This window comes from Dactylosporangium sucinum (assembly GCF_014647515.1).
Taxonomy (GTDB): domain Bacteria; phylum Actinomycetota; class Actinomycetes; order Mycobacteriales; family Micromonosporaceae; genus Dactylosporangium; species Dactylosporangium sucinum.
This window is the reverse complement of record NZ_BMPI01000079.1, coordinates 20,417-42,094: the sequence shown is the minus strand read 5'-3', so window position 1 is coordinate 42,094 and position 21,678 is coordinate 20,417. Positions and strand designations below refer to the sequence as shown.

Genomic DNA, 21,678 nt, shown 5'->3' with positions numbered 1-21,678 from the left:
CGATGGAGAGTTCTGGTCGCCATGGCAGCCGGAACGCTCCATCGATCATGGGCGGGTCCCGACCGGAGGCGCCGGTCGATCCGCCCTCGCCCCGGTCGGCGGCTCACGACGGCAGACACGTGACGGGAAGGCGTTGGGCGGGCGTGCGCAGCGGCGCGCCCCGCCGCGCCCCGCCGCGCGGGCATCGTCACGGTGACCGCGCCGCGCCGCGCCGGCATCGTCACGTGACCGCACCTCGCCGCGCGGGCATCGTCGCGGGGACCGCACCTCACCGCGCACCTCGGGGATCGGCTCGGCGGGCGCTACCTGGCAGCGGCGGACAAGAACGCCTCGGCGATCTGGGTGAGGGTGGTGGGGGCGGCGCCTTCGGCGTACAGGCAGTAGGCGATGCCGCCGCGAACGCCCGCCGTCATGCCCGCTCCGGTCAGCGACGGGGACGTGCCCGCGGGGAGCGCCGCGCCGTCCGGCAGGGCGCCGGGGGCGGCCGGGTCGCGGATCAGGGCCGGCTGCTTCCAGTGGCCGCGGGACAGCGCTGCCACGGCCGCCGCGTGGACCAGCGGGGAGCCCACCGCTGAGGACGAGGACGCGGCGGGGGCCGAGGCGGAGCCGGGGGCAGAGGCGGAGCCGGGGGGAGGGGCGGAGCCGAGGGCCGGGGACGACGCCGCGGGGAGCGCGCGGCCGGTGAAGGCCTCGGCGCCCAGGTGCCAGTCCAGGCCGTAGCCCAGCGAGGCGGGAGCGGCGCCCGCCGGCAGCGTGGCCGGGAGCTCGCCCTGGAACGCCAGGTTGTAGCCGGCCGCGTCCGGGCCGTTGGCCACCGCCAGCACGGCGCCGTCCGAGATGCGGATCGCCACCAGCGCCGACCGGGTCGGCGTCGTGGCCAGGGCGGACTCGGCTGCCTGCTGGGTGCGGACGTCGATCGTGGTGCGGAGCTTGCCGCCCGGCAGCGGTGGGGCGGTGAACAGCGGGGAGGCGCTCCCCGACGACGGGGCCGGGGCGGGGACCACCGCCAGGCCCTGCGTGCCGCGCAGGAGGGTGTCGTAGCGGCGCTGCAAGCCGGTCAGGCCCGTCACGTCGCCCGCCTTCAGGGTGCCCGAGCCGGCGTCGATCAGCTCCTTCGTCGCCGGGCCCGAGGTGCCGAGCAGCGCGCGGGCGAAGGTGCGGGTCAGCGGGAGGGAGAGCTTGCCCGTGCGGGTGGTCACGCCGTGCGTGTTGCGCAGGTCGGTCTCGATCTCGGCGTAGTCGGTCTGGCGCAGGGTCACCACGTCGACGAAGGCGTCCGGCTTGGCCGCGCGCAACCGCGCCGGGAGGCCGGACACGTCGACGTCCACGCGGACCGAGCGGAAGACCAGGTCGAGGTGCTGCGCCACGGCGTCGACGTCGTCGACGAAGCGGGGCTCCAGGCCGACATACACCACCGGGGTGTCGCTCACGATCTCGGCGTCGTCGGCGGCCAGCACGACGCCGCGCGGGGCCGGGGAGCGCTGCAGGGTCAGGTGCTGGTCCTCGTGCAGGTCGGGGTGGACGGTGCGGGCGTCGAAGTAGAACTGCCACACCTTGTCGATCCTCCGGGCGTGCACCGTCGTGTCGTAGGTCCAGGTGCGGCCGTCCGGCAGGGGCCAGGAGACGCCGACGCCGACCACCGCGTCGACGCCGCGGACCGTCGCCTTGCCGTGCTTGGTCAGCACCGGGCGGCGGGCCGCGAGCTCGCCCTCCACGTCGGCCAGGGTGCGCTTCGCCGTCGCGGCGTCCAGGGGCCGGCCCTTCGGCGTATACAGCGGCTGGCCCGCGAAGTCGGCCTTCTGCCAGGCCGCCAGGAACGCCGCGATGCGGTCGTCGACGGAGGGCTCGCCGCACGCGGCCAACCCGGCGAGGAGCAGCAGCACGACCAGCGATCGAAGGAAACGCACGGACCGACCGTACCCCCAGGGTCGGACATTTTCCGGCCCGCGGCGCCGGGCGAGACGCTCCCGGCGCCGCGGGACGGATCAGGCGCTCAGCCGCGACACCGAGCGCATCTTGTTCATCGCGTCGAGCGCCGCCACCTTGTACGACTCGGCCAGCGTCGGGTAGTTGAAGACCGCGTCGACCAGGTAGTCGACGGTGCCGCCGCAGCCCATCACCGTCTGTCCGATGTGGACCAACTCGGTGGCGCCGGTGCCGAAGACGTGCACGCCGAGGATCTTGCGGGTGTCGGGCGAAACGATGATCTTCAGCATGCCGTACGAGTCGCCGATGATCTGCCCGCGGGCCAGCTCGCGGTACCGTGAGATCCCCACCTCGAACGGGATGCTGTTGTCGGTGAGGTCGTCCTCGGTCCGGCCCACGAAGCTGATCTCCGGAATCGTGTAGATGCCGATCGGCTGCAGCTCGTGCATGCCGCGCACCGGCTCGTCGCAGGCGTGGTGCGCGGCCAGCCGCCCCTGCTCCATCGACGTCGACGCGAGCGCGGGAAACCCGATGATGTCGCCGACCGCGTAGATGTGCGGGACCTCGGTGCGGAAGTTCTCGTCGACGGTGATCCGGCCGCGCGCGTCGGCGGCCAGCCCCGCCTTGTCCAGGCCGAGCATGTCGGCCGCGCCCTGGCGCCCGGCCGAGTACATGACCGTGTCGGCGGCGATCCGCTTGCCGCTGGCCAGCACCGCCACGGCGGTGCGCCCGTGCCGCTCGACCGCCGCGACCGACTCGCGGAAGCGGAACGAGACAGAAAGATCACGGAGGTGGTACTTCAACGCCTCCACGATCTCCAGGTCGCAGAAGTCGAGCATGCGATCGCGCCGCTCCACGACGGTGACCTTGGTGCCGAGCGCGGCGAACATCGACGCGTACTCGATGCCGATGACCCCCGCCCCCACGACCACCATCGAGCTGGGCACCTTGTCGAGGTTGAGGATGCCGTCGGAGTCGATGATCGTGACATCGTCGAAGTCGACGCTGTCCGGCCGGGCCGGGCGGGTGCCGGCGGCCACGATGATCTTCTCCGCGGTGACGTGCGACTCGCGGCCCTGGTCGTCCTCGATCGCGATGGTGTGCGGGTCGGTGAAGGTGCCGGTGCCGTGCAGGAGGCGCACCCGGTTGCGGGCCAGCTGGCTGCGGATGACCTCGATCTCCCGCCCGATCACGTGCTGGGTGCGGGCGCCGAGGTCGCCGACGGTGATGTCCTCCTTGACGCGGTAGCTCTGACCGTACATCTCCCGCTGGTTGAGACCGGTCAGGTAGAGGACCGCCTCCCGCAGCGTCTTGCTCGGGATGGTGCCCGTGTTGATGCAGACACCGCCGATCATGTGGCGCCGCTCGACCACCGCGACCCGGCGGTCGAGCTTCGCCGCGGCGATCGCCGCCTTCTGACCACCCGGACCCGAGCCGAGCACGAGGACATCGAAGTCGTACATGTGGACAGTGTTCCTGCCGTGCCGATGCCAGTCCAGATCGCCACGGCTATGGTCATCGGCGTGAAACGACTTCTCAACGCGGTGGCCACCCGGCTGGGGATGCGCCGTTCGTCAACGGCGCCCACCCGCCGCCCGGCGCCCGTCCCCGGCCCGCCGCCCGGCCGCCCGCTCCCGCGGCACAGCCAGACGCCGCCGGACCGCGGCCGCAGCCAGAAGCTCCTGGAGTACTCGCCGCAGCTCGACGGCGACGCCGACCCGGGCGAGATCGTCTGGACCTGGGTCCAGTACGAGGACGACCCCACCCAGGGCAAGGACCGGCCGGTGCTGGTCGTCGGGCGGGCCGGCCGGGACGTGCTCGGGCTCATGCTGTCCAGCCAGAGCGACCGCGACGGCCAGCGCAACTGGTTCGCCCTCGGCCCCGGCTCCTGGGACCGCGACAAGCGGCCGAGCTGGGTCCGGCTCGACCGGGTGCTGCACGTGGACGCCGACGGCATCCGCCGCGAGGGCGCCGTGCTGGACCGCGCCCGCTTCGACAAGGTCGCCGCCCAGCTGCGGCAGGGCTACGGCTGGTCGTAAGCCGGCGCTACGGCACCACCGGGGCGCGGCCGTCGGGGCCGCGTCCCCGGGCCGGGCACCCGGCGGGCGCTGATCTGCCCGGCGCTGATCGTGCGGGCCATACTCACGCCGGGCTGCATATACAGGATCGTGCCACCGTTTCGCTCCGGGTGTGCGGTGGGCGAGACTCCTGTCCGTGGAGTTCGCGTTCACCGGCCTGCGCGCCGGCCACGGCCCGGGCACCTGGGGGCAGCGCGCGATCTGGGACGTCGTGCGCGGGCTGGGCACCGACGCCGCGCGGTACAACGTGACCGGCGGCCGCGAGCTGCCCGAGCCGCTGCCGGTCGCCCGGGTCGCCGACCTGGTGCGGGCGCTGCTGGCCCGGCACGACTCGCTGCACACGCTGCTCGACGCCGACGGCGACACGGTCCGGCAGCGGGTGGTGGCCGCCGGGACGGTGCCGGTCGTGCCGCGCTCCGCCCCGCCCGGCGAGGTGCTGCCGGTGGCGTACGCGCTCTACCACGAGCTGCAGGACACCCCGTTCGACCCGCTCACCGAGCTGCCGCTGCGGATCGGCCTGGTGGCCGGGGACGGCCTGGTGCGGTACATCATCTTCGCCATGCCCCACACGGCCTCCGACGGCTGGGGCCTGCGCAACCTCCTGGCCGACTGGGACGCCTTCTCGGCGGGTGCCGCTCCCCAGGGTGTACCGCAGCAGCCGCTGGAGGAGGCCGCCTTCCAGCACTCCGACCGGGGCCGCCGACGCGACGCCGCGGCCCGCCGCTCCTGGCTGGACAAGCTCGCCCGCGGCCCCCACCGCCCGTTCCCGGCCCGGGCCGAGCCGGAGCCGGTCTTCCCGAACGCCGTCCTCAACTCGCCCGCGCTCGCGCTGGCGCTGGACCGGCTGGCCGCCGACGGCCACGCGGTGCTGCTGGCGGCCACGGCGGCGGCCGCGGCCCGCCTGACCGGCGCCGCCGACACGGTGTTCCAGGTGGTGGTGAACAACCGCTTCCTGCCCGGCATGGCGGGCAGCGTGACCACGGTGGCCCAGGAGGGCCTGCTCCACCTGCCGGGAGCGGACGGCTCGTTCCCGGCCCTGGTCCACCGCACGTTCGGCGCCGCGCTGTCGGCACACCGCCACGCGTACTACGACAAGCTGGCGTTACGCCGCGCCATCGCGTCGTCGTCGCCGTGCGACCACTCGGTCTTCGTGAACGACACCCGCGGCCTGATGCCGGTGCTGGGCTACGCGAGGCCCGCTCCGGCGCCGCTGGAGGAGGCGCTGTCCCGGACCACCCTGTCGTGGCCGGTCGACCACGAGCCGCGGGTGGGGACGACGTTCGCGCTCGACGCCCAGGACGCCCCGGGGTCCCTGGAGCTGGCGATGACGGCGGACAGCGCCCTGATCCCACGGGCGGACATGGCAAGGCTCCTGTACGGCATCGAGTCGCTGGTCGTCGAGCACGCCCGCACGATGCCCGCCTGACGCCTCCGCGCCCCGCCGGACCGGCCGGGTACGGTCTGCACAGCTCCGGATCGTCGTCCCGGAGCGCATGGTGGTCCGGCGCGCCCGGGGGAACCTGCCGTCCTGCGCGCCCGCGAGGGCTCGCGCCATGGCCACGTAGGGAAGGCTTACCTATGCTGGTGCGCGGCATGGTGGGAGGCCGGTGGAGTGAGGGGAGCGCGGATGGCGCGCAGCGGGGAACTCGGGGAGTTACTCGGTGGTTGGCGTGGGGCCGTCGAGACCGCGGTGCCCATCGTCGCCTTCACGGCCGGGTGGGTTGCCGGCGGGCAGTCCATCGCGCTCGGGGCCGGGCTGGCCGTGCTCGGGGCCGCCGGGGTCGCCGCGTGGCGGGTCAGGCAGCACAAGCGGCCGGTCGGCACCGTCGTCAGCCTGCTCGTCGTCATCCTCGGGGCGATCGTCGCGCTGCGTACCGGGCGGGCCGAGGACTTCTTCCTCGTCCGGCTGCTCACCAACGCCGCCTCGGCGCTCGCCTGGGCCGGGAGCATTCTCGTACGATGGCCGTTCCTCGGGCTGGTCGTGGGCACCCTGCTGGGGCAGAAGGGGCGGTGGCGGCGTGACCCCGGGCTGCTGCGCGCCTATCAGCGGGCCAGCTGGATCTGGGTCCTGCAGTACCTCGTCCGGCTCGCCGTCTTCGTCCCGCTCTGGTGGGCGGGGAAGACGTTGTGGCTGGCCACAGCCCAGGCCGTGCTCACCTGGCCGCTCGTGGCGGCGTGCCTGGCCGGCAGCTGGTGGGTGCTGCGGCGCGCACTGCCCGACGGCCACCCGGGCATCCGCCACCCGCAGGAAGTCTCGCAGCGGGGAACGCCGGAGAGCGACCGGCTCACCCGCTCTTGAGCGCCACCAGGGCCTCGTCCACCGTGTCGGTCAGGGTGAGCACGCGGTCCAGGGCCGTCAGGTCGAAGATGCGCCGGATGCGGGCATGCGGGCAGACCACCGCGAAACCGCCCGACTCGCGCAAGCGCTTGTGCACCGACACCAGGACGCGCAATGCTGTTGAGTCAATGAAGTCCACCGCCGACAGGTCCAGCACGAGCTGGGTCGTGCCCTCGTCCAGCGATCGGTGCAGCAGTGTGTGCAGCGCCGGTGAGGTAGCGACGTCGAGCGCGCCGGCCGGCGAGACCACCAGGCAGCCGTCGACCGCTTCGGTCGCGATGTCGTCGGTCATGTCGGGGGTCCCCTCCGGTCTGCTCCTCCCCCAAGGGGCGGATCGCTGCCGCGCCACGTTACAACGACCGGGATCGACCGATGCCGGTGCGTGACGCCGAGCTCGCCGAGCCGCTGCGGGCAGCCGTCGAGGGCGACGAGGCCGGGTTCGCCGTGCTGTGGCGCGCGCTGCAGCCGGCGGTTCTACGGTACCTGCACGCGGTGTGCGGCGACGCCGCGGAGGACGTCGCCTCCGAGACGTGGTTGCAGGTCGCGCGGGACCTGCCGCGGTTCACCGGCGACGCGACGTCGTTCCGGGTGTGGCTGTTCCGCATCGCCCGCCACCGCGGCATCGACGACGGTCGCCGGGTCTGGCGGCGCCGCGAGGAGTCCCGCGACAGCGTCGAGACGGCCTGCATCGTGGCCGTGCCGGACGTCGCCGGGGAGGTGCTCGAGCACGCCGGCACCGAGTGGGCGCTGCGGCTGATCGGGGAGCTTCCGCGGGACCAGGCGGAAGCGGTACTGCTGCGGGTCGTGGCCGGGCTCGACGTCGCCGGCACCGCCGAGGTCCTCGGCAAGCGGCCCGGCGCGGTGCGCGTGGCCGCGATGCGAGGGCTGCGCCGGCTGGCCGCGCACCCGCAGGTCCAGTCCCGCCGCCCGCAGCACGCCCAGGAGGCCGCCGAGGCGGCCGCCGACCTGCGGCTGAAGGGCGCGTGACGATGGACTGGCGGCGGGCACGGCGCCGGATCGGCCGGGACGAGGCCGAGCGGCTGCTCGACGGCGCCACCGAACCCGGCCACGAGCAGCTCGCGGCACTCCTGCGGGCCGCGGCCGGTCCGGCCCGCCCGCACGAGCTGGCCGGCGAGGACGCGGCGGTGGCCGCGTTCCGGCAGGGCGGGCGGACCGCCCACGCCGCCGCCCGGGTCCGGGTCGGCCGCCGGGTGGGGGTGCTCGCCGGGTCCCTGGCGGCAGCGGTACTGCTGGGCGGCGCCGCGACCGCCGCCGGCGCCGGCCGGCTGCCCGAGCCGCTGCAGCGGGCCGCCCACGACTGGTTCGCCGGCGTCGGCGTGCCGGAGCCGGACGCCGGGCCGGTGCCGCCCGCGCCGCCGCGGTCCGCGCCGCCGGCCACCAGTTCCTCCCCGCCGGGCGTCGCCGCCGCGACCACCGCGCCGGCCTCCCCGAGCGCGGCCCGCATCGACGAGCTCTGCCGGCGCTGGCAGGAGGGCCGCGGCCGCAAGCTCACCGAGGCGGAGCTGCGCGAGCTGGCCGCCGTCGCCCAGGGCGAGGAGCGCATCGAGCCGTACTGCAAGGAGCGCCGTGGCGCCAACCCCGGCAACAACGGCAACGGCAACAACGGCAACAACGGCAAGAGCGCGAGCAGCCAGGGCAACAACGGCAAAAATGGCAACAACGGCAATAACGGCAACCCGGGCGGCAAGGCGGAGCAGCAACCGCGAACGTCGCCGAAGCCGAACCAGTAGTGCGTGACCGACCGGCGGGCGGGGCGTTGAGCCCTCTGACAACGACCGCGCGACGGGATGGACGCCATGGACGGGACCGCCACCGAACAGCTCAGCATGACCGCCGCCGAACTGTCGTTCCTGCTGGCCAGCGGGGACCGGCCGGGTGAGGCGTCCCGCCTGCTCGGGCTGACCGACGCCGACCGCACCGACGCCGTGCTGAGCGCCGGGCTCGGCTCGCTGCTGCTGCGCCACCTGGCCGCGCCGGTCGAGGGCAGCCGGCTCGAACTGTCGCCGGCGGTCGCCGCGATCGCCGCCGCGCTGCACCGGCCGCGGGCGTTCGTGCAGGTCGGGCTGACCGCCGACGACCACGCCGACGGGGCGCTGCTGTTCGACGCGGGCGGCATCCGGTTCATGGTCGGCGCCCGCACGTACCGCCGCTACGACATCACCCCCGTCGCGGCCGACGCCGACGTGCGCGACTCGCTGCTCGCGGTCGCCGACCGGTTCCTGCATCGGCACCGCCCGGCGACAGCCACCTTCAACGCCGCCACGGCGGCCGACTTCGCCCGGGGCGCCCAGCCGGCCCGGGCCACGCTGGCGTCGTCCGCCGACGGCTCCTGGCAGGTCGTGGGCGTCGACGGCACCGAGTCGACCGCCGCCGGCTTCGACGCGGCGGCCGCGATCGTGCGCGGCGAGCTGGCGAAGATGCTGCCGCTGGCGCCCGCGTCAGGCTGACGGGGCGGCCAGGTCGAGGACCAGCGCCCCGACGCCGGCCCGGCCAGCTCGGCCGTGAACATTTCACCGAGCGCGGCACGCACCGGCAGGCCGACGAGGGGACCGTCCGGGCCGTCGCGGAGCAGGCTCACGGCAGCGTCGGTCACCACCAGGCCGGTGCCGAGCTGGTCCAGCGCCGCCTCGACAAGCGCAGTCATTTTGTCCCTTATGCCAGTTCATGGGGAACCACCGGCGGCCGGGTGGCGATTGACACCCGGCGACGCGCCTCCGTACGGTTCGAGCCACAATGACGCACCTCGGCGGATCATCGAAGCTGCTCAGGGCCATGAACGACGCGGCCGCGCTGAGCCATGTCCTGGAGCGTGGTCCGCTCACCCGCGGTGAGCTGCGCGACCTCACCGGCCTGTCCAAGCCGACCATCTCGGAGGCGCTGCGCCGCCTCACCGAGGCGAAGCTGGTGACCGTGGTCGGATACGTGAGCGCCGGACCGGGACCCAACGCCGAGGTGTACGCCGTGAACCCCGACGCCGCCTACTCGGTGGCGCTGTCGGTGCGCGACCGCGGCGACGCCGACGCGCCGACCGTGCACGCCGCGGTCACCGACCTGGCCGGCGCGCTGCGCGGGCGGCTGGAGCTGACCGTCGACTTCACCCGCACCGACCCGGTGAGCGCGGTGGTCGACACCGTCGAGGACGTCTGCAAGGAGGCGCGGGTCGCCCGCGACCCGGTCGCGCAGGTGCAGATCGCCGTCGCCGGGTCGTACGACGCGAAGGTCGACGTCCTGCACCACGTCGAGGTGCCCGGCTGGGGCCGCCCCGGCCTGATCGAGGACCTGCGGCGGCGGCTCGGCGTGCCGGTCGGCGTCGACAACGACGTCAACCTGGCCGCGGTCGCCGAGCGGGCGCACGGCGCCGGCCGTGACGCGGAGAGCTTCGCGCTGCTGTGGCTCGGCGAGGCCGGCCTGGGCCTGGCCATCGACCTGGGCGGCACGCTGCTGCGCGGCGCGCGCGGCGGGGCCGGCGAGATCGGCTACATGCCGATGATGCGGCCCGGCGCCGGGGACGGCCGCGGCCTCACCGGCCGGGTCGACTTCCAGGACCTCGTCGGGGGCGGCGCCGTGCTCGACCTCGCCGCGCAGTACGGGATCCACGAGAGCACGGCCGCGGGCACCATGGCGGCGGCGGTCGCCCGCGCGGAGGACCGCGACGAGGGCGCGCGCAGCTTCGTCACCGCGCTCGCCGGCCGCATCGCGATCGGCCTCTCGGCCGTCGTCGCGGTGCTCGACCCGCCGCTCGTCGTCATCGGCGGCGAGGTCGGCCAGGCCGGCGGCCCGGTGCTCAGCTCGGCGGTGGCGACCGCGCTGGCCGAGGCCGCGCCGCTGGAGACGACGATCGCCACCAGCACGATCCACGACGACGCGGCCCTGCTCGGCGCCCAGGAGGCCGGCCGCGCCACCGTCCGCGAGGGCATCCTCGCCGCGCTGCGCCGCCCCGGGCCGTAAGAACGCATGGCGCCGTCCTATCGGGGCATTACCGCGGCATGACGAATCCAGTCGTGCTCATCACAGGCGGTATCACGGGCATCGGGCGGGCCACCGCCGAGGCGTACGCGGCCGAGGGCGCGGGCGTCATCGTCGCCGGCCGCCGGGACGAGGCCGGCGAGGCGCTCGCCGGCGACCTGCGCGCGGCCGGGGCGCAGGCCGACTACGTGCACGCCGACGTCCGCCACGACGAGGAGGTCCGGGCGCTCGTCGACGACACCGTGGCCCGCTTCGGCCGCCTCGACGTCGCCGTGAACAACGCCGGCAGCCTGGGGGTGCGGGCGCCGGTCCAGGACCGCACCGCCGAGGACTACGCGTCGACCTTCGAGACCAACGTGCTCGGCGTCATCCTCAGCATGAAGCACGAGGTGCGGGTCATGCTGGCCCAGGGGTACGGCAGCATCGTGAACGTCGGGTCGGTCGCCGGGCACATCGGCGTGCCCGACGACTCGGTGTACGTCGCCAGCAAGCACGCCGTCGAGGGGCTGACCCGCACGGCGGCGCTGGAGACCGCCGCGGCCGGGGTGCGGGTCAACGCGGTGGCGCCCGGCCCGATCCAGACCCGGATGCTCGACGAGTACGTGCCGTCGGACGCCGACCGGGAGGCGTTCCGGGACTCGGTGCCGGCCCACCGCTTCGGCCGGCCCGACGAGATCGCCCAGGCCATCCTGTTCCTGGGCTCGGACAAGGCCAGCTTCATCACCGGCCAGGTCGTGTCGGTCGACGGCGGGTACTCGGCCCGCTGAGCACGTCGGGCTCCCGTGCTGTACCGTCCCTTCGATTTGCAAATCGATGGGGAGGAACGCGCGGGACCATGCATATCAACGACTTCTTGACCGCGATCCCGATCGGCCTGCTGATCGGCGTGCTCGGCCGGCTGGTCCTGCCGGGCCGTCAGTCGATCGGGGTCTTCATCACGTTCCTGATCGGTGTCGGCGCGGCCCTGCTCGGCACGCTCGTCGCGGAGCTGGTCAACCTCGACGACAAGGCGCTCGTCAAGGTCTGGAAGATCGAGTGGAGCTGGTGGGAGCTGGGCATCCAGGTCCTCTTCGCCGCGATCGGCATCGGCCTGGCCAACATGCTCACGTACACGAAGCTCGCCTCCGGCGGCGAGCGCCCCCGGCGCCGCCCGGCGCGCAAGCGGAAGAAGGCGAAGGCCAAGGAGGCGACCGACTGAACGTCGGTCCCGAACGTCTGGTCAAGTGGGCCGCGGCGAGGGATGGTGGTAGCTGGGGAGGCGTGAGGGGGTGCGCCATGCAGCTGACACGGAGTCCCATCGTCGTCGGGGTCGACGGCTCCACCGCGAGCCTCGGCGCGGTCCGCTGGGCCGCCGACGAGGCCGCCCGGCACGAGTGCACGCTGCGGGTCGTGCACGCGATGAGCTGGGAGGGCCCGGCCGACGGGCAGGGCGTCGTCCTCGACGCCGCCGCCGAGGCCCGCGCCTGGCAGCCCGGCATCGCGGTCGAGACCACGACGCTCGGCGGCCCGCCCGCGAGCGTCCTGCAGGACCAGTCGCGCCACGCGTCGCTGGTCGTGATCGGCGGGCGGGTCCACGACGGCGGCCTGCTCGACACGTCGGTCGGCGCCCACCTGACCGCGTTCGCGCACTGCCCGGTGCTCGTGGTGAACAACGCGTGGCGCTGGGCCGACCGGATGAGCGCCATCCCCCAGCAGGCCCCGGTCGTGGTCGGGGTCGACGGCTCCCCGTCGAGCCAGCGGGCCCTCGCGTTCGGCTACGGCGAGGCAGCGGCCCGGCACGTGCCGCTGGTCGCCCTGCACGCCGGCCGCGCCCGCCCGCACGAGGCGGTCGCCGCCGAGATGGAGCCCTGGCTGCGCCTCCACCCGGAGGTCGAGACCCGCTTCACCAGCCGCGACGCGCCGATCCTCGACGCGATGACCGAGGCCGCCCGCAGCGCGCTGCTGGTGGTGCTGGGCGCCCACCGCGCCGGCTGGTACGAGCACCCCCGGCCCAACCCGATCACCCAGATGATCGTCCACCACGCGGCGTCGCCGGTCCTCGTGACCCGCAGCGTGTAGGTCCTACCCCGCGGCCTTCTTGACCAGGGCCGCGATGCGGGCCTCGGCGTCGGCGGTGAGCTCCGTGAGGGCGAACGCGGTCGGCCACATGGTGCCCTCGTCGAGGTTGGCCGGGTCGTTGAAGCCGAGGGTCGCGTAGCGCGACTTGAACTTCTTCGCGGGCTGGAAGAAGCAGACGGACCTGCCGTTCTTCGCGTAGGCCGGCATGCCGTACCACAACGTCGGCGCCAGCTCGGGTGCGCTCGCCCGCACGATGGCGTGGATGCGCTCGGCCATGATCCGGTCCTCGTCCTCGAACTCGGCGATCTTCGCCAGGACGGCCGGCTCCTCGTCCTCCTTGGCCTTCCCGCGCTTGGACCGCAGCTCCTTCGCGCGCTCCTTGACCGCCGCGCGCTCCTCCTCGGTGAGCCCGTCGGACGCGGCGGCGGCCTTCCGGGTGGCCTTCCTCGGTGTGCTCATCGGCGGCGTTCTCCCTGCGTGCGGTGCTTGCTGACGCACACCATGCTAGAGAACCGCCCGGACCCCGGCTTCTCGAAACCTGATCGACCGCCGGCCGACGTGGCGATCCTGCCGGTCCGGGAGCACCTCGGTCGGCGGGCCTCAGCTCGCGCTGGTCTCGCGGACCGGCTGGAAGACCTCCGCCGCCGCCAGCTCGCTCAGCACGTCCAGCAGGTGGTCCACCTCGGCGTCCGTGTTGGCCGCCGTGACCTGGACGCGGAATCCCACCTGGTCGCGCGGCACCCCGGGGTAGGGCGCCAGGGTCACGAACAGGCCGCGCGCCCACAGCAGCTCCGACACCTCGACCAGGTCGCGGTCCAGGGCGATCGGCAGCTCGATGATCGGGGTGTCGTCGGTGTTCGGGGTGAAGATGCCCAGGCCGCGGACGTGGTGCAGGACCCGCATCGTCATGCGGTGCAGGTCGGCGCGCAGCTTGTCGCCGCGGTCGGCGTTGACGTCGAAGCCGGCCAGCACCGTGGCCAGGGAGGCCGTGGGCGAGGGGCCGGAGTAGAGATACGGGGCGGCCGCCGCCTTCAGGCGGTTCTTGAGCACCGTCGGGACGGCGACGAAGGCGAGCAGCGACGAATACGCCTTCGAGAAGCCGCCGACCAGGACCACGTCGTCGTAGGACTCGCCGTGGAAGCGCACGATGCTGTTGCCGCGGGCGCCGTAGGGGCTGGTCTCGTCGGGGCGGCGCTCGCCGATGACGCCGAAGCCGTGGGCGTCGTCGACGTAGAGCACCGCGCCGTGGCGGCGGCAGAGGGCGAGGTAGCGGGGCAGGTCGGGGATGTTGCCGGTCATGCTGTTGACGCCGTCCATGCAGACCAGCACCGGCCCGGCGGCGCCCGGCAGGAGCGACGCCAGCTCGTCGAGGGAGCGGAACCGCAGCACCGTCGCGCCCTGACCCCGCGCGAAGACGCAACCGTCCCAGATCGTCTTGTGCGCCCGCGCGTCGACCAGGATCGTGCCGTCGCCGGCCAGGGCCGGGACGACCGACAGGTGGATCTGCGTGATCGTCGGCAGGACCAGCGTGTCGGGCGCCCCGAGCAGCTCGGCGAGGCGCTCCTCGATGAGCGGGTAGAGCCCCGGGTTGCCGAGCATCCGCGACCAGCTCGGGTGGGTGCCCCAGCGGCGCAGCTGCGGCTCGACCGCCTCGATGATCTCGGGCTCGAGGTCGAAGCCGAGGTAGTTGCACGACGCCCAGTCGGTCAGCCAGTGCTCGCCGACCCGAATGCGGCGGCCGTCGACCTCGTCGATCACGGCGTCGTAGAACCGGGTGTGTTCCCGCAGGCGGGCGATGCCGCTGTAACGCGGGTCGTCGTCGACGGCGATGGCGAGCTGCTCGACGGTCAAGACGCTTCCTCCCGGGGTGTTTTCAGGCCGCGGTGCGGCCTCCCCGTTGAAGCCCCGACGCATCCTCCAACAACCATTGACTCGCGTCACCGTAGCTCAACGGGCGCGAGAACAAGTACCCCTGCCCGTGATCGCTGCCCATCGTGACCAGCAGCTCACGCTCCGCCTCGGTCTCGATGCCCTCGGCGACGACCTGGAGGTTGAGGATCCGGGCCAGCTGCACGATGGTGTCGACGACCGCGTGCTGCTCGGTCGAAGATGCAATGGTGTCGATGAAGCTCTTGTCCAGCTTCACCACGTCGACCGGCAGTCTGCGCAGGTAGGACAGCGACGAGAAGCCGGTGCCGAAGTCGTCGATGGCGATCCGCACGCCGGCCTCGCGCAGCGCTCCGAGCGCGCCGGCGACCTCGCCGTCGTCGTGCAGCAGCAGGCTCTCCGTCATCTCCAGCAGCAGCGCGCGGGGCGGCAGGCCCATCCGGTCGATCTCCGCGAGCACCCATGGTGCAAAATCGGGCGTCCGGAACTGCCGGGCCGAGACGTTGACCGAGACGTAGGTCTCCGCGTCCGGGTAGGCGATGCGCCACTGTGCCGCCGCCTTCACCGCGTTGCTGAGCACCCACGCGCCGAGCGGCACGATGAGCCCGCTCTCCTCGGCGACCGGGATGAAGTCGTCGGGCGGCACCATGCCGCGCACCGGGTGCTCCCAGCGCACGAGCGCCTCGAAGCCGTGGGTGCGCCCGTCGGCGAGCGTGACGATCGGCTGGAAGTGCAGCAGCAGCGCCTCGTCGGCGATCGCCCGGTCGAGGTCGGCCCGCAGCCGGTGCCGCTCGACGATCTCGCTGTGCAGCGACGACTCGTAGCGCCGCCAGCGGTCCCGCCCGGCGTCCTTGGCGACGTAGACCGCCAGGTCGGCGTGGCGCAGCAGCTCCTGGGCGGTGGCGGCCTCGGCGGTGGTGGCGGCGCCGATGCTGGCGGTGGTGGTGACGGTACCGTGGTCGAGCTCGAACGGCTGCTTGAAGCTCGCCAGCACCCGCTCCGCGACCCGCTCCACGTCGGCCGGGCTGCCGGCCCGGCGGACCAGCGCGGCGAACTCGTCGCCGCCGAGCCGCGCGACGGTCCCGGCCGCGCCGTAGGAGCCGTCGACGGCCCGCAGCGCCTCGGTGAGCCGCTGCCCGACCGCGACCAGCAGCGCGTCGCCCGCGCCGTGGCCCCACGTGTCGTTGACCACCTTGAAGTCGTCGAGCTCGACGATGAGGACCCCGACCGTCGCGCCGGTCTCCGCGCCGGACGCGACCGCCTCCTGCACCCGGGTCAGGAACACCTCGCGGTTCGGCAGGCCGGTGAGCGCGTCGAACGTGGCCCGCTGGTACAGCTCGGCCTGCAGGCGGCTGCGCTCGGTCACGTCCCGCAGGGTCACCACCACGCCCCGGACCGTCGGCTCGTCGCGCAGGTCGCGGAAGGCCGCCTCGACCAGCGTCGGCCGCCCGCCGGGGCCGGTGACGGTGAGGTCGTCGCCCGTCCGGTCGGCGCCGCCGGCCCGGACCTGTCTGAGCCGCCGCTCGACCGCGCCGGCACTCGACGGGTCGAACACCGCGGGCAGCGGCTTTCCGACGAGCTCGGTGAAGCCGGCGAACAGGGCGTGCGCGGACGGGCTGGCGAAGCGGACCCGGTCGTCGTCGTCGACGACGAGGATCACGTCGGTGGCGTTGAGCACCAGCGTGCGGAAGTAGGCCTCGCTCTTGCGCCGGCCGATCTCCTCGCCGAGCGCGATGCGGTCGAGCGCCATCGCGGCCTGGGTGGCCAGGATCTGCGCCGCCTCCTGCAGGCCGACCAGCACGACCTCGTCGGCGGCGACGTACAGCGCCCGCTCGGCCGGTCGGCCGTCGGCGAGCGCCAGCGGGCAGCACAGCGTGACCTCGAAGTCGCCGAGGTCGGCGGCCAGGTCGCGGGTGTAGGACATGGACAGCCGGTCGCCGTGCGCGGGGCCGATCGCGGCGCGGTGGTCGCGGCCGGGCGGCAGCAGGTCGGCGACCGCTTCGCGGACGGTCGCCTCGACGGCCGCGTCGTCGGTGGCCATCAGCAGCGCGGCGCCGGCCGTGCGCAGCCGCCGCTCGCGCTCCAGGGTGCGCCGCTGGCCGGTGACGGCCCGGCCGAGCCGCAGCAGCACCAGCCCGGACAGCAGCGCGGACACGACGGCGATGACGGCCGCGTCGCGGACCCGGCCGGCCCGCATCTCGACGAACAGCACGACCGGGGCGACGAACAGCGACAGGCCGAGCAGCAGCAGCCGCCCGACCCGCTCCTCGTTGGCCCGCACCACCTTGGGCTCGGTGAGCTCGCGCATCGACGGGTGCAGCGCGGCAACGCCCCACAGCACGTAGAACGCGGCCCAGCCGGTGTCGACCGGGCCGCCGGTGGCCCAGTCGCCGTTGAGCTGCGCCAGGCCGTAGCCGACGTCGGAGGTGAGCAGCCCGACACCGCCCAGCGCGAGCAGCCACACGGCCGGCGTCGGGCGGACCGAGGCGATGAGCCGCGCGCCGACGGCCAGCACGATGATGTCGGCGAGCGGGTACGCGATGGAGATCGTGCGCTCGAGGGCCGACAGGGCCGGGTTCTCGACGTACGGCCGGATCAGGAAGATGTAGGAGAGCAGGCCCAGCCCGGCGGTGAGGGTCAGCGCGTCGAACAGGCTCGCCGGGTCGCGGCGCACCACCCCGAGGCGGTAGAGCCAGACCAGCGCGGCGGCGATCAGCACGTACACGGTGAGATAGAAGAAGTCCGCCATCGACGGGAAGCCCTGCCGGTGCAGCAGCCGGGTGAGCACGTCGGCGGTCACGTCACCGGCGATGAACGAGCCCACGGCCGCCGCGAGCAGGAACCACGGCGCCCTCCGGCGGGGCCTGTGCATGCGCACGCCGGTGAGGATGGCGGCCACCGACGCGAGGCCGATCGCGGTCCACAGCACCAGGTGCAGGCCGGGCAGCGCGAAGTTGGCGGTCACGAGGATCGCCATCGCCCCGACGTACACCTTGAGCACGAGGCAGACGCTACCCAGTTCAGTGCCGAATGAGGAGTACCTGGCACGATCGTTCGGCGAGGGTGCGGCCACGCGGTTTCACGAGTTTTCGCGGAGTTTGCGGCCTTGGCGGTACCGCTGGATCTCCGTATGTCAACGGTGCGCACATGGTTTCGATACGCTCGGCAACCGGAACCGTGGATTCATTCACGTGTAGCCGAAAGTTTCAGCTTGTTCATTCGCATCGTCGCAGGTCAGCGCGGTGACGTCGAACGATTCCTTCTGCCCGCGGCGCCGGCCTTGGTGTGATTCCCGCAGCTCGTGTCGTCGTTCTGTTCGTCGTCCTGGGAGGAACACCGTGCGCGTACTTGCAAGATGGCGGATGCCGGCGGTCGCCGCGCTCGCCACCGTGACGGCGGGCACCGCCGCCGTCTGGCTCGCCGGGGGCGGGTCCGCGAGCGCGGGCACCATCTCCGGCACGTTCTACAAGGACCCGAACTCGCAGGTGCTGCGCTGGCTGGCGGCCAACCCGAACGACTCGCGGGCCGCGCTGATCCGCGACCGGATCGGCGCGCAGCCGCAGGGCCGCTGGTTCACCAGCCCGAACACGTCGACGACCACGTCCGACGTGACCGCGTACGTCAACGGGGCCAACGCGGCCGGCCAGGTCCCGCTGCTGGTGGCGTACGCGATCCCGAACCGCGACTGCGGCGGGGCGAGCGCCGGCGGCACCGCGGACTACCCGTCGTACGCGAACTGGGTCCGCGCCTTCGCCTCCGGCCTGGGCAACCGCACCGCGGTCGTGCTGCTGGAGCCCGACTCGATCGCCCTGCAGACCTGCCTCGACAGCGCCGGCATCGCCGCGCGCAACCAGGCGCTGTCCGGCGCGATCACCACGATCAAGCAGGCCAACCCGAACGCGAAGGTGTACCTCGACGCCGGCCACTCGGCGTGGAACTCGGCCGGCGACCAGGCCAACCGCCTGGTGGCGGCCGGCGTGCGCAACGCCGACGGCTTCTACAGCAACGTGTCGAACTTCCGCACCACCGCCGACGAGGTCAACTACGGGCGCAACGTGCTCAACGCGATCGGCGCGGCCAACCTGCACCAGGTCGTCGACACCAGCCGCAACGGCAAGGGCCCGAACGGCAGCCAGTGGTGCGACCCGTCGGGCCGCGGCACCGGCGTCGCGCCGACCACGTCGACCGGCGAGTCGACCGTCGACGCGTTCGTGTGGGCCAAGCCGCCGGGCGAGGCGGACGGCTGCGCGGCCGCGGCCGGCACGTTCTCCCCGGACCTGGCGTACCAGCTGGCGCTGAACGGCGTCGTCACCTCCCCGCCGCCCACGTCGTCGCCGCCGGCCTCGCCGTCCGCCTCGCCGTCGCCCTCGCGGTCCCCGTCCTCGTCGCCCTCGTCGTCGCCCTCGTCGTCGCCGTCGAACCCGGCCGGCGGCTGCTCGGTGACCTACAAGGTGGACAGCCAGTGGAACAACGGCTTCACCGCCACGGTGACGATCACCAACCGCGGGCCCGCGGTGAACGGCTGGACGCTGACCTTCGCCTTCCCCGGCGACCAGCGCGTCAGCAACGCGTGGAACGCCACGGCGACCCAGTCGGGCACGTCGGTGTCGGTCCGCGACGGCGGCTGGAACGCGTCGATCCCGACCGGCGGCACGGCGAGCTTCGGCTTCCAGGCCACGTTCTCGGGCAGCAACGGCGCGGCCACCGGCTTCAAGCTCAACGGGACGGCCTGCTGAGCCGTTCGTGATCGCGGGGCGCCGCCGCAGTGGTGGCGGCGCCCCGCGCTGCCAGCGGCACCAGGGCGAGCAGCGCGGTGAGCGCGGCGACCAGCGGCAGGCCACCGGCGGCCCAGGCCGCGAACAGCAACAGCGCCGACAGTTCGGTCGCCAGCGACGCGACCGACGTGACGGTGGCCCGGGCGCCGGTCTCGACGACCCGCTGGAGGCGGGCGTCGACGAGGACCAGGACCAGGCGGTACAGCCCGTAGAAGACCGCCAGCAGGAGGATCCCGGCCGGGACGTCGAGCAGCGCGGCCAGGCCGGCGGCGAGCGCGGCGCCGGCGAGCATCAGGGACTGCACCCATCGGCCGGCGTCCGCCGCTGTCGACGCCAGCCACGCGCCCGCGACGCCGCCGCCGGTGACGACCAGCCCGGCCAGGGGGTTGAGCCCGGTCGGCACCTGCCAGCCGGCCGCGATGACCGGGAAGTACTCCTCGATCGCGTCCAGCCCGGCCAGCAGCGCGAGGGCGACGACGGCGGTGCGCACGACGGGCTTGCCGGCCGCCTCCCGCACGCCGTCCCGCAGCGTGGCGAGGTAGTCGCCCTCGTCGTCGTCCGCCTCGTGGGAAGCCTCGGGCAGGCGCATCGCGAGCAGGGCGGCGGCGAGACAGATCCCGACGCTGACCCAGCCGACGAGCTGGTAGCCGCCCGCGCGGTACAGCAGGACGGCGGCCCCCGCGGCGGGCACCTGGGCGAGCAGCCCGGCGGCGTCGACCCGCCCGGACAGCCGCACGTACTCGTCCTCGGCGCCCGCGAGCCCCTCGTAGAGCAGCGCCTCCAGCGCGCCGCTGGCCAGGGCGCCGCCGACGCCCCACAGCACGAACCCGGCGAGGAACCCCCAGAACCCGGGCGCGACCAGCCACGCCGCGAACCCGGCGGCCTGCAGCGCCCCGGACGCCGCGAGCGCACCCCGCCGCGACCACCGGTCGGCGACCGCCCCGGTCGGCACCTCGGCGACGATCCCGGTGATCGACCAGACGGCGAACAGCACCGAGATCTGCCCGCCCGAGAGCCCGGTCGCGGTGAAGAAGAGGGCGTACAGCGGGTACAGCGGCACGGCACCGGAGAGCAGCGCCCACCCGAAGGCGAGCCGCCCGAGCCGTCCCGCGGCCGGTGCGCGGCGTCAACCGAACGTCATGCGGCGGACGCTAGCACCGCCCGCGCCCGCCCGCGCGCGGTTTTCGTTAGGGTGATGGCGTGGCCGACGCTGACGACGTGCGCCGCCTCGCGCTCGCCCTGCCGCACGTGGTCGAGATCGACAGCGCCGGGTTCGACTTCCGCGTGGGCAACAAGGGCTTCGTCTGGTCCTACCCCGAGCGCCTGCCGGGGCAGCCGCGCGTGATCCGCACCGACGTCGCCGTGCTCTACGTCGGGGACGAGGCCGAGAAGCAGGCCCTGTTGCTGGGCGAGCCGGACAAGTTCTTCACCACGCCGGCGTACGACGGCCTGCCCCTGGTCATGCTGCGCCTGGCGACGGTCGACGTGCCCCGCCTGACCGAGCTGATCGGCGACGCCTGGCACATGCGCGCCCCGTCCGACCTGTCTTAGGCTACGGGGAGCTCCAGCACCGTCGCCGTGGCGCCGTCGGCGTCGGTGAGGTGCTCCTCGACGGTCGGGCCGGCGACGGTGAGCCGCTGCCGGGCCACCCAGGCGAACAGGTCCCGCCCGGACCGGACCACGCCCCAGCCGAGCGGCACGACGGCCCGCACCACCCGCCGGCGCGGCAGCGTGAGCGGCTCGCCGGCCCGGTCGGTGACGGCCGCCGCGAACCCGCCCGCCGGGGGCCCGCTCAGCCAGGTCAGCAGGGTCCCGCCGGCGCAGGTCGCCGCCAGCTCGGCCGGGTCGCCGACCCGGAAGCGGCGGACCCGCGGTCAACCTCGCCGGGCTGCTGTGGGTGGTGGCCACCGCGGCGCTGAGCCGGGGTCTGTCGCCGGGATTGCGGAGTACCGCAGCCGTGGCCGCCGTGTCCGGGCTGGCGGCCGTCGTCCTGCCCTGGACCGGCGGGACGGCGGGGACGTCGGTGGCCCTCGACAGCTCGGCTACTCGCTGCACCTGCCGGTCATGGTGTGGTTCGCCGCGGTCGGGCTGGGCAGCGTCACGCCCCTGCGGCGCTCCGAGATCTCCCGGAGGCGCCGCTGAGGTTGCAACCGGTACCCGGGTACGGGTTTACCGTTGGGTCATGGCGATCGACGCACCCGACGGCCTGCGCACCGGTGAGGTGGCCGAGCTGGCCGGGTTGAACATCCAGACGCTGCGGTACTACGAGCGCCGCGGCCTGCTCGCCGAGCCCGGACGGTCGCTGGGCGGCCACCGGCTGTACCCGCCGGACACCGTGGCGCTGCTCCACGTGATCAAGGCCGCCCAGCGGCTGGGCTTCACCCTGGACGAGGTCGCGGAGCTGCTCGACACCGGCCGGCGCCCCCACCCGACCCCGGACCTCCGCCAGCGCGCCCTGGACAAGATCGCCGAGATCGACCGCAGGATGGCCGACCTGGCCGCCATCCGCTCGACGCTGACGGAGATCGTCGACGCCCGCTGCGACAGCCTGACCAACTGCACGTGCCCGGACTGCCCGATCCCGTTCCCGACGATCGCCGTCCGCGACCCGTCGGCGCCCGCAGGCTGA

The 21,678-nt window shown here is 74.0% G+C and carries 21 protein-coding genes; 13 read left to right on the top strand and 8 right to left on the bottom strand.

Annotated features, from left to right (window positions below; translation table 11 throughout):
* Window positions 1-302 precede the first annotated feature (302 nt).
* Window positions 303-1,907 (bottom strand): NTF2-like N-terminal transpeptidase domain-containing protein, encoded by a 1,605-nt coding sequence (locus tag IEZ31_RS47555; RefSeq protein WP_190256733.1) that lies wholly within the window; start codon window positions 1,905-1,907, stop codon window positions 303-305.
* A 78-nt stretch (window positions 1,908-1,985) separates the two neighbouring features.
* On the bottom strand, window positions 1,986-3,389 hold the full coding sequence (sthA, locus tag IEZ31_RS47550; protein WP_190256732.1) for a Si-specific NAD(P)(+) transhydrogenase: 1,404 nt from the start codon (window positions 3,387-3,389) through the stop codon (window positions 1,986-1,988).
* Between the two features lie 60 nt (window positions 3,390-3,449).
* On the opposite strand from sthA, the gene IEZ31_RS47545 reads away from it, so the two are divergent.
* The 3 genes from IEZ31_RS47545 (at window position 3,450) to IEZ31_RS47535 (ending at window position 6,303) form a co-directional block, all read left to right on the top strand.
* Window positions 3,450-3,965 (top strand): type II toxin-antitoxin system PemK/MazF family toxin, encoded by a 516-nt coding sequence (locus tag IEZ31_RS47545; protein WP_229836968.1) that lies wholly within the window; start codon window positions 3,450-3,452, stop codon window positions 3,963-3,965.
* Window positions 3,966-4,140: 175 nt separating this feature from the next.
* Window positions 4,141-5,430 (top strand): condensation domain-containing protein, encoded by a 1,290-nt coding sequence (locus tag IEZ31_RS47540; RefSeq protein ID WP_190256731.1) that lies wholly within the window; start codon window positions 4,141-4,143, stop codon window positions 5,428-5,430.
* Window positions 5,431-5,631: 201 nt separating this feature from the next.
* Window positions 5,632-6,303 (top strand): DUF3159 domain-containing protein, encoded by a 672-nt coding sequence (locus tag IEZ31_RS47535; RefSeq protein ID WP_190256730.1) that lies wholly within the window; start codon window positions 5,632-5,634, stop codon window positions 6,301-6,303.
* Here the strand turns inward: IEZ31_RS47535 and IEZ31_RS47530 are convergent.
* Complete coding sequence (locus IEZ31_RS47530) at window positions 6,290-6,634, bottom strand: STAS domain-containing protein (RefSeq protein ID WP_190256729.1); 345 nt, start codon at window positions 6,632-6,634, stop codon at window positions 6,290-6,292. The genes IEZ31_RS47535 and IEZ31_RS47530 overlap by 14 nt on opposite strands.
* Window positions 6,635-6,714: 80 nt before the next feature.
* Between IEZ31_RS47530 and IEZ31_RS47525 the strand changes: the two genes are divergently transcribed.
* From IEZ31_RS47525 to IEZ31_RS47495, 7 genes are all read left to right on the top strand, one after another.
* Window positions 6,715-7,329, top strand: a complete 615-nt coding sequence (locus IEZ31_RS47525) for an RNA polymerase sigma factor (RefSeq protein ID WP_190256728.1) — start codon at window positions 6,715-6,717, stop codon at window positions 7,327-7,329.
* On the top strand, window positions 7,326-8,093 hold the full coding sequence (locus tag IEZ31_RS47520; protein ID WP_190256727.1) for a hypothetical protein: 768 nt from the start codon (window positions 7,326-7,328) through the stop codon (window positions 8,091-8,093). Before IEZ31_RS47525 ends, IEZ31_RS47520 begins: the two co-directional genes overlap by 4 nt.
* A gap of 66 nt (window positions 8,094-8,159) precedes the next feature.
* The gene (locus tag IEZ31_RS47515) at window positions 8,160-8,810 is read left to right on the top strand and encodes a hypothetical protein (protein WP_190256726.1); all 651 of its coding nucleotides are present in this window, start codon (window positions 8,160-8,162) and stop codon (window positions 8,808-8,810) included.
* Window positions 8,811-9,096: 286 nt separating this feature from the next.
* Window positions 9,097-10,311, top strand: a complete 1,215-nt coding sequence (locus IEZ31_RS47510; RefSeq protein ID WP_190256725.1) for an ROK family transcriptional regulator — start codon at window positions 9,097-9,099, stop codon at window positions 10,309-10,311.
* A gap of 38 nt (window positions 10,312-10,349) precedes the next feature.
* Window positions 10,350-11,096, top strand: coding sequence for an SDR family NAD(P)-dependent oxidoreductase (locus tag IEZ31_RS47505; RefSeq protein WP_190256724.1), 747 nt, complete (start codon window positions 10,350-10,352; stop codon window positions 11,094-11,096).
* Between the two features lie 86 nt (window positions 11,097-11,182).
* Entirely contained in the window at window positions 11,183-11,527 is a 345-nt protein-coding gene (locus tag IEZ31_RS47500) for a GlsB/YeaQ/YmgE family stress response membrane protein (RefSeq protein ID WP_229836966.1), read from the top strand.
* A 77-nt stretch (window positions 11,528-11,604) separates the two neighbouring features.
* Complete coding sequence (locus IEZ31_RS47495; RefSeq protein ID WP_190256723.1) at window positions 11,605-12,387, top strand: universal stress protein; 783 nt, start codon at window positions 11,605-11,607, stop codon at window positions 12,385-12,387.
* Between the two features lie 3 nt (window positions 12,388-12,390).
* Here IEZ31_RS47495 and IEZ31_RS47490 read toward each other — a convergent pair whose 3' ends face one another.
* The 3 genes from IEZ31_RS47490 to IEZ31_RS47480 all read right to left on the bottom strand — a co-directional run bounded on the left by IEZ31_RS47490 (window position 12,391) and on the right by IEZ31_RS47480 (window position 17,275).
* Entirely contained in the window at window positions 12,391-12,846 is a 456-nt protein-coding gene (locus IEZ31_RS47490; protein WP_190256722.1) for an iron chaperone, read from the bottom strand.
* 141 nt (window positions 12,847-12,987) lie between these two features.
* Entirely contained in the window at window positions 12,988-14,238 is a 1,251-nt protein-coding gene (locus IEZ31_RS47485) for an aminotransferase class I/II-fold pyridoxal phosphate-dependent enzyme (protein ID WP_229836964.1), read from the bottom strand.
* Window positions 14,239-14,260: 22 nt separating this feature from the next.
* A complete protein-coding gene (locus tag IEZ31_RS47480; protein ID WP_190256720.1) occupies window positions 14,261-17,275 on the bottom strand; it encodes a putative bifunctional diguanylate cyclase/phosphodiesterase in 3,015 nt (1,004 codons plus the stop codon).
* Between the two features lie 337 nt (window positions 17,276-17,612).
* Here IEZ31_RS47480 and IEZ31_RS47475 point away from each other — a divergent pair, with 337 nt between their 5' ends.
* Window positions 17,613-19,010: a glycoside hydrolase family 6 protein gene (locus IEZ31_RS47475; protein WP_229836962.1), complete on the top strand. Its 1,398-nt coding sequence runs from the start codon at window positions 17,613-17,615 to the stop codon at window positions 19,008-19,010.
* Here IEZ31_RS47475 and IEZ31_RS47470 read toward each other — a convergent pair.
* Entirely contained in the window at window positions 18,991-20,124 is a 1,134-nt protein-coding gene (locus tag IEZ31_RS47470) for an MFS transporter (protein WP_190256743.1), read from the bottom strand. The genes IEZ31_RS47475 and IEZ31_RS47470 overlap by 20 nt on opposite strands.
* A gap of 125 nt (window positions 20,125-20,249) precedes the next feature.
* Here IEZ31_RS47470 and IEZ31_RS47465 point away from each other — a divergent pair, with 125 nt between their 5' ends.
* On the top strand, window positions 20,250-20,600 hold the full coding sequence (locus IEZ31_RS47465; protein ID WP_190256718.1) for an MmcQ/YjbR family DNA-binding protein: 351 nt from the start codon (window positions 20,250-20,252) through the stop codon (window positions 20,598-20,600).
* Here IEZ31_RS47465 and IEZ31_RS47460 read toward each other — a convergent pair.
* Window positions 20,597-20,764, bottom strand: coding sequence for a hypothetical protein (locus tag IEZ31_RS47460; RefSeq protein WP_190256717.1), 168 nt, complete (start codon window positions 20,762-20,764; stop codon window positions 20,597-20,599). The two genes, IEZ31_RS47465 and IEZ31_RS47460, sit on opposite strands and share 4 nt — an antisense overlap.
* A 467-nt stretch (window positions 20,765-21,231) precedes the next feature.
* Between IEZ31_RS47460 and IEZ31_RS47455 the strand changes: the two genes are divergently transcribed.
* A complete protein-coding gene (locus tag IEZ31_RS47455) occupies window positions 21,232-21,678 on the top strand; it encodes a MerR family transcriptional regulator (protein ID WP_190256716.1) in 447 nt (148 codons plus the stop codon).

What these genes read in the sequence shown, in the direction of transcription:
- sthA (WP_190256732.1), bottom strand. Translation starts at nt 3,389, where the DNA reads ATGTACGACTTCGATGTCCTCGTGCTCGGCTCGGGTCCGGGTGGTCAG.
- IEZ31_RS47535 (WP_190256730.1), top strand. Translation starts at nt 5,632, where the DNA reads ATGGCGCGCAGCGGGGAACTCGGGGAGTTACTCGGTGGTTGGCGTGGG.
- IEZ31_RS47530 (WP_190256729.1), bottom strand. Translation starts at nt 6,634, where the DNA reads ATGACCGACGACATCGCGACCGAAGCGGTCGACGGCTGCCTGGTGGTC.
- IEZ31_RS47525 (WP_190256728.1), top strand. Translation starts at nt 6,715, where the DNA reads ATGCCGGTGCGTGACGCCGAGCTCGCCGAGCCGCTGCGGGCAGCCGTC.
- IEZ31_RS47515 (WP_190256726.1), top strand. Translation starts at nt 8,160, where the DNA reads ATGGACGGGACCGCCACCGAACAGCTCAGCATGACCGCCGCCGAACTG.
- IEZ31_RS47510 (WP_190256725.1), top strand. Translation starts at nt 9,097, where the DNA reads ATGACGCACCTCGGCGGATCATCGAAGCTGCTCAGGGCCATGAACGAC.
- IEZ31_RS47505 (WP_190256724.1), top strand. Translation starts at nt 10,350, where the DNA reads ATGACGAATCCAGTCGTGCTCATCACAGGCGGTATCACGGGCATCGGG.
- IEZ31_RS47495 (WP_190256723.1), top strand. Translation starts at nt 11,605, where the DNA reads ATGCAGCTGACACGGAGTCCCATCGTCGTCGGGGTCGACGGCTCCACC.
- IEZ31_RS47490 (WP_190256722.1), bottom strand. Translation starts at nt 12,846, where the DNA reads ATGAGCACACCGAGGAAGGCCACCCGGAAGGCCGCCGCCGCGTCCGAC.
- IEZ31_RS47455 (WP_190256716.1), top strand. Translation starts at nt 21,232, where the DNA reads ATGGCGATCGACGCACCCGACGGCCTGCGCACCGGTGAGGTGGCCGAG.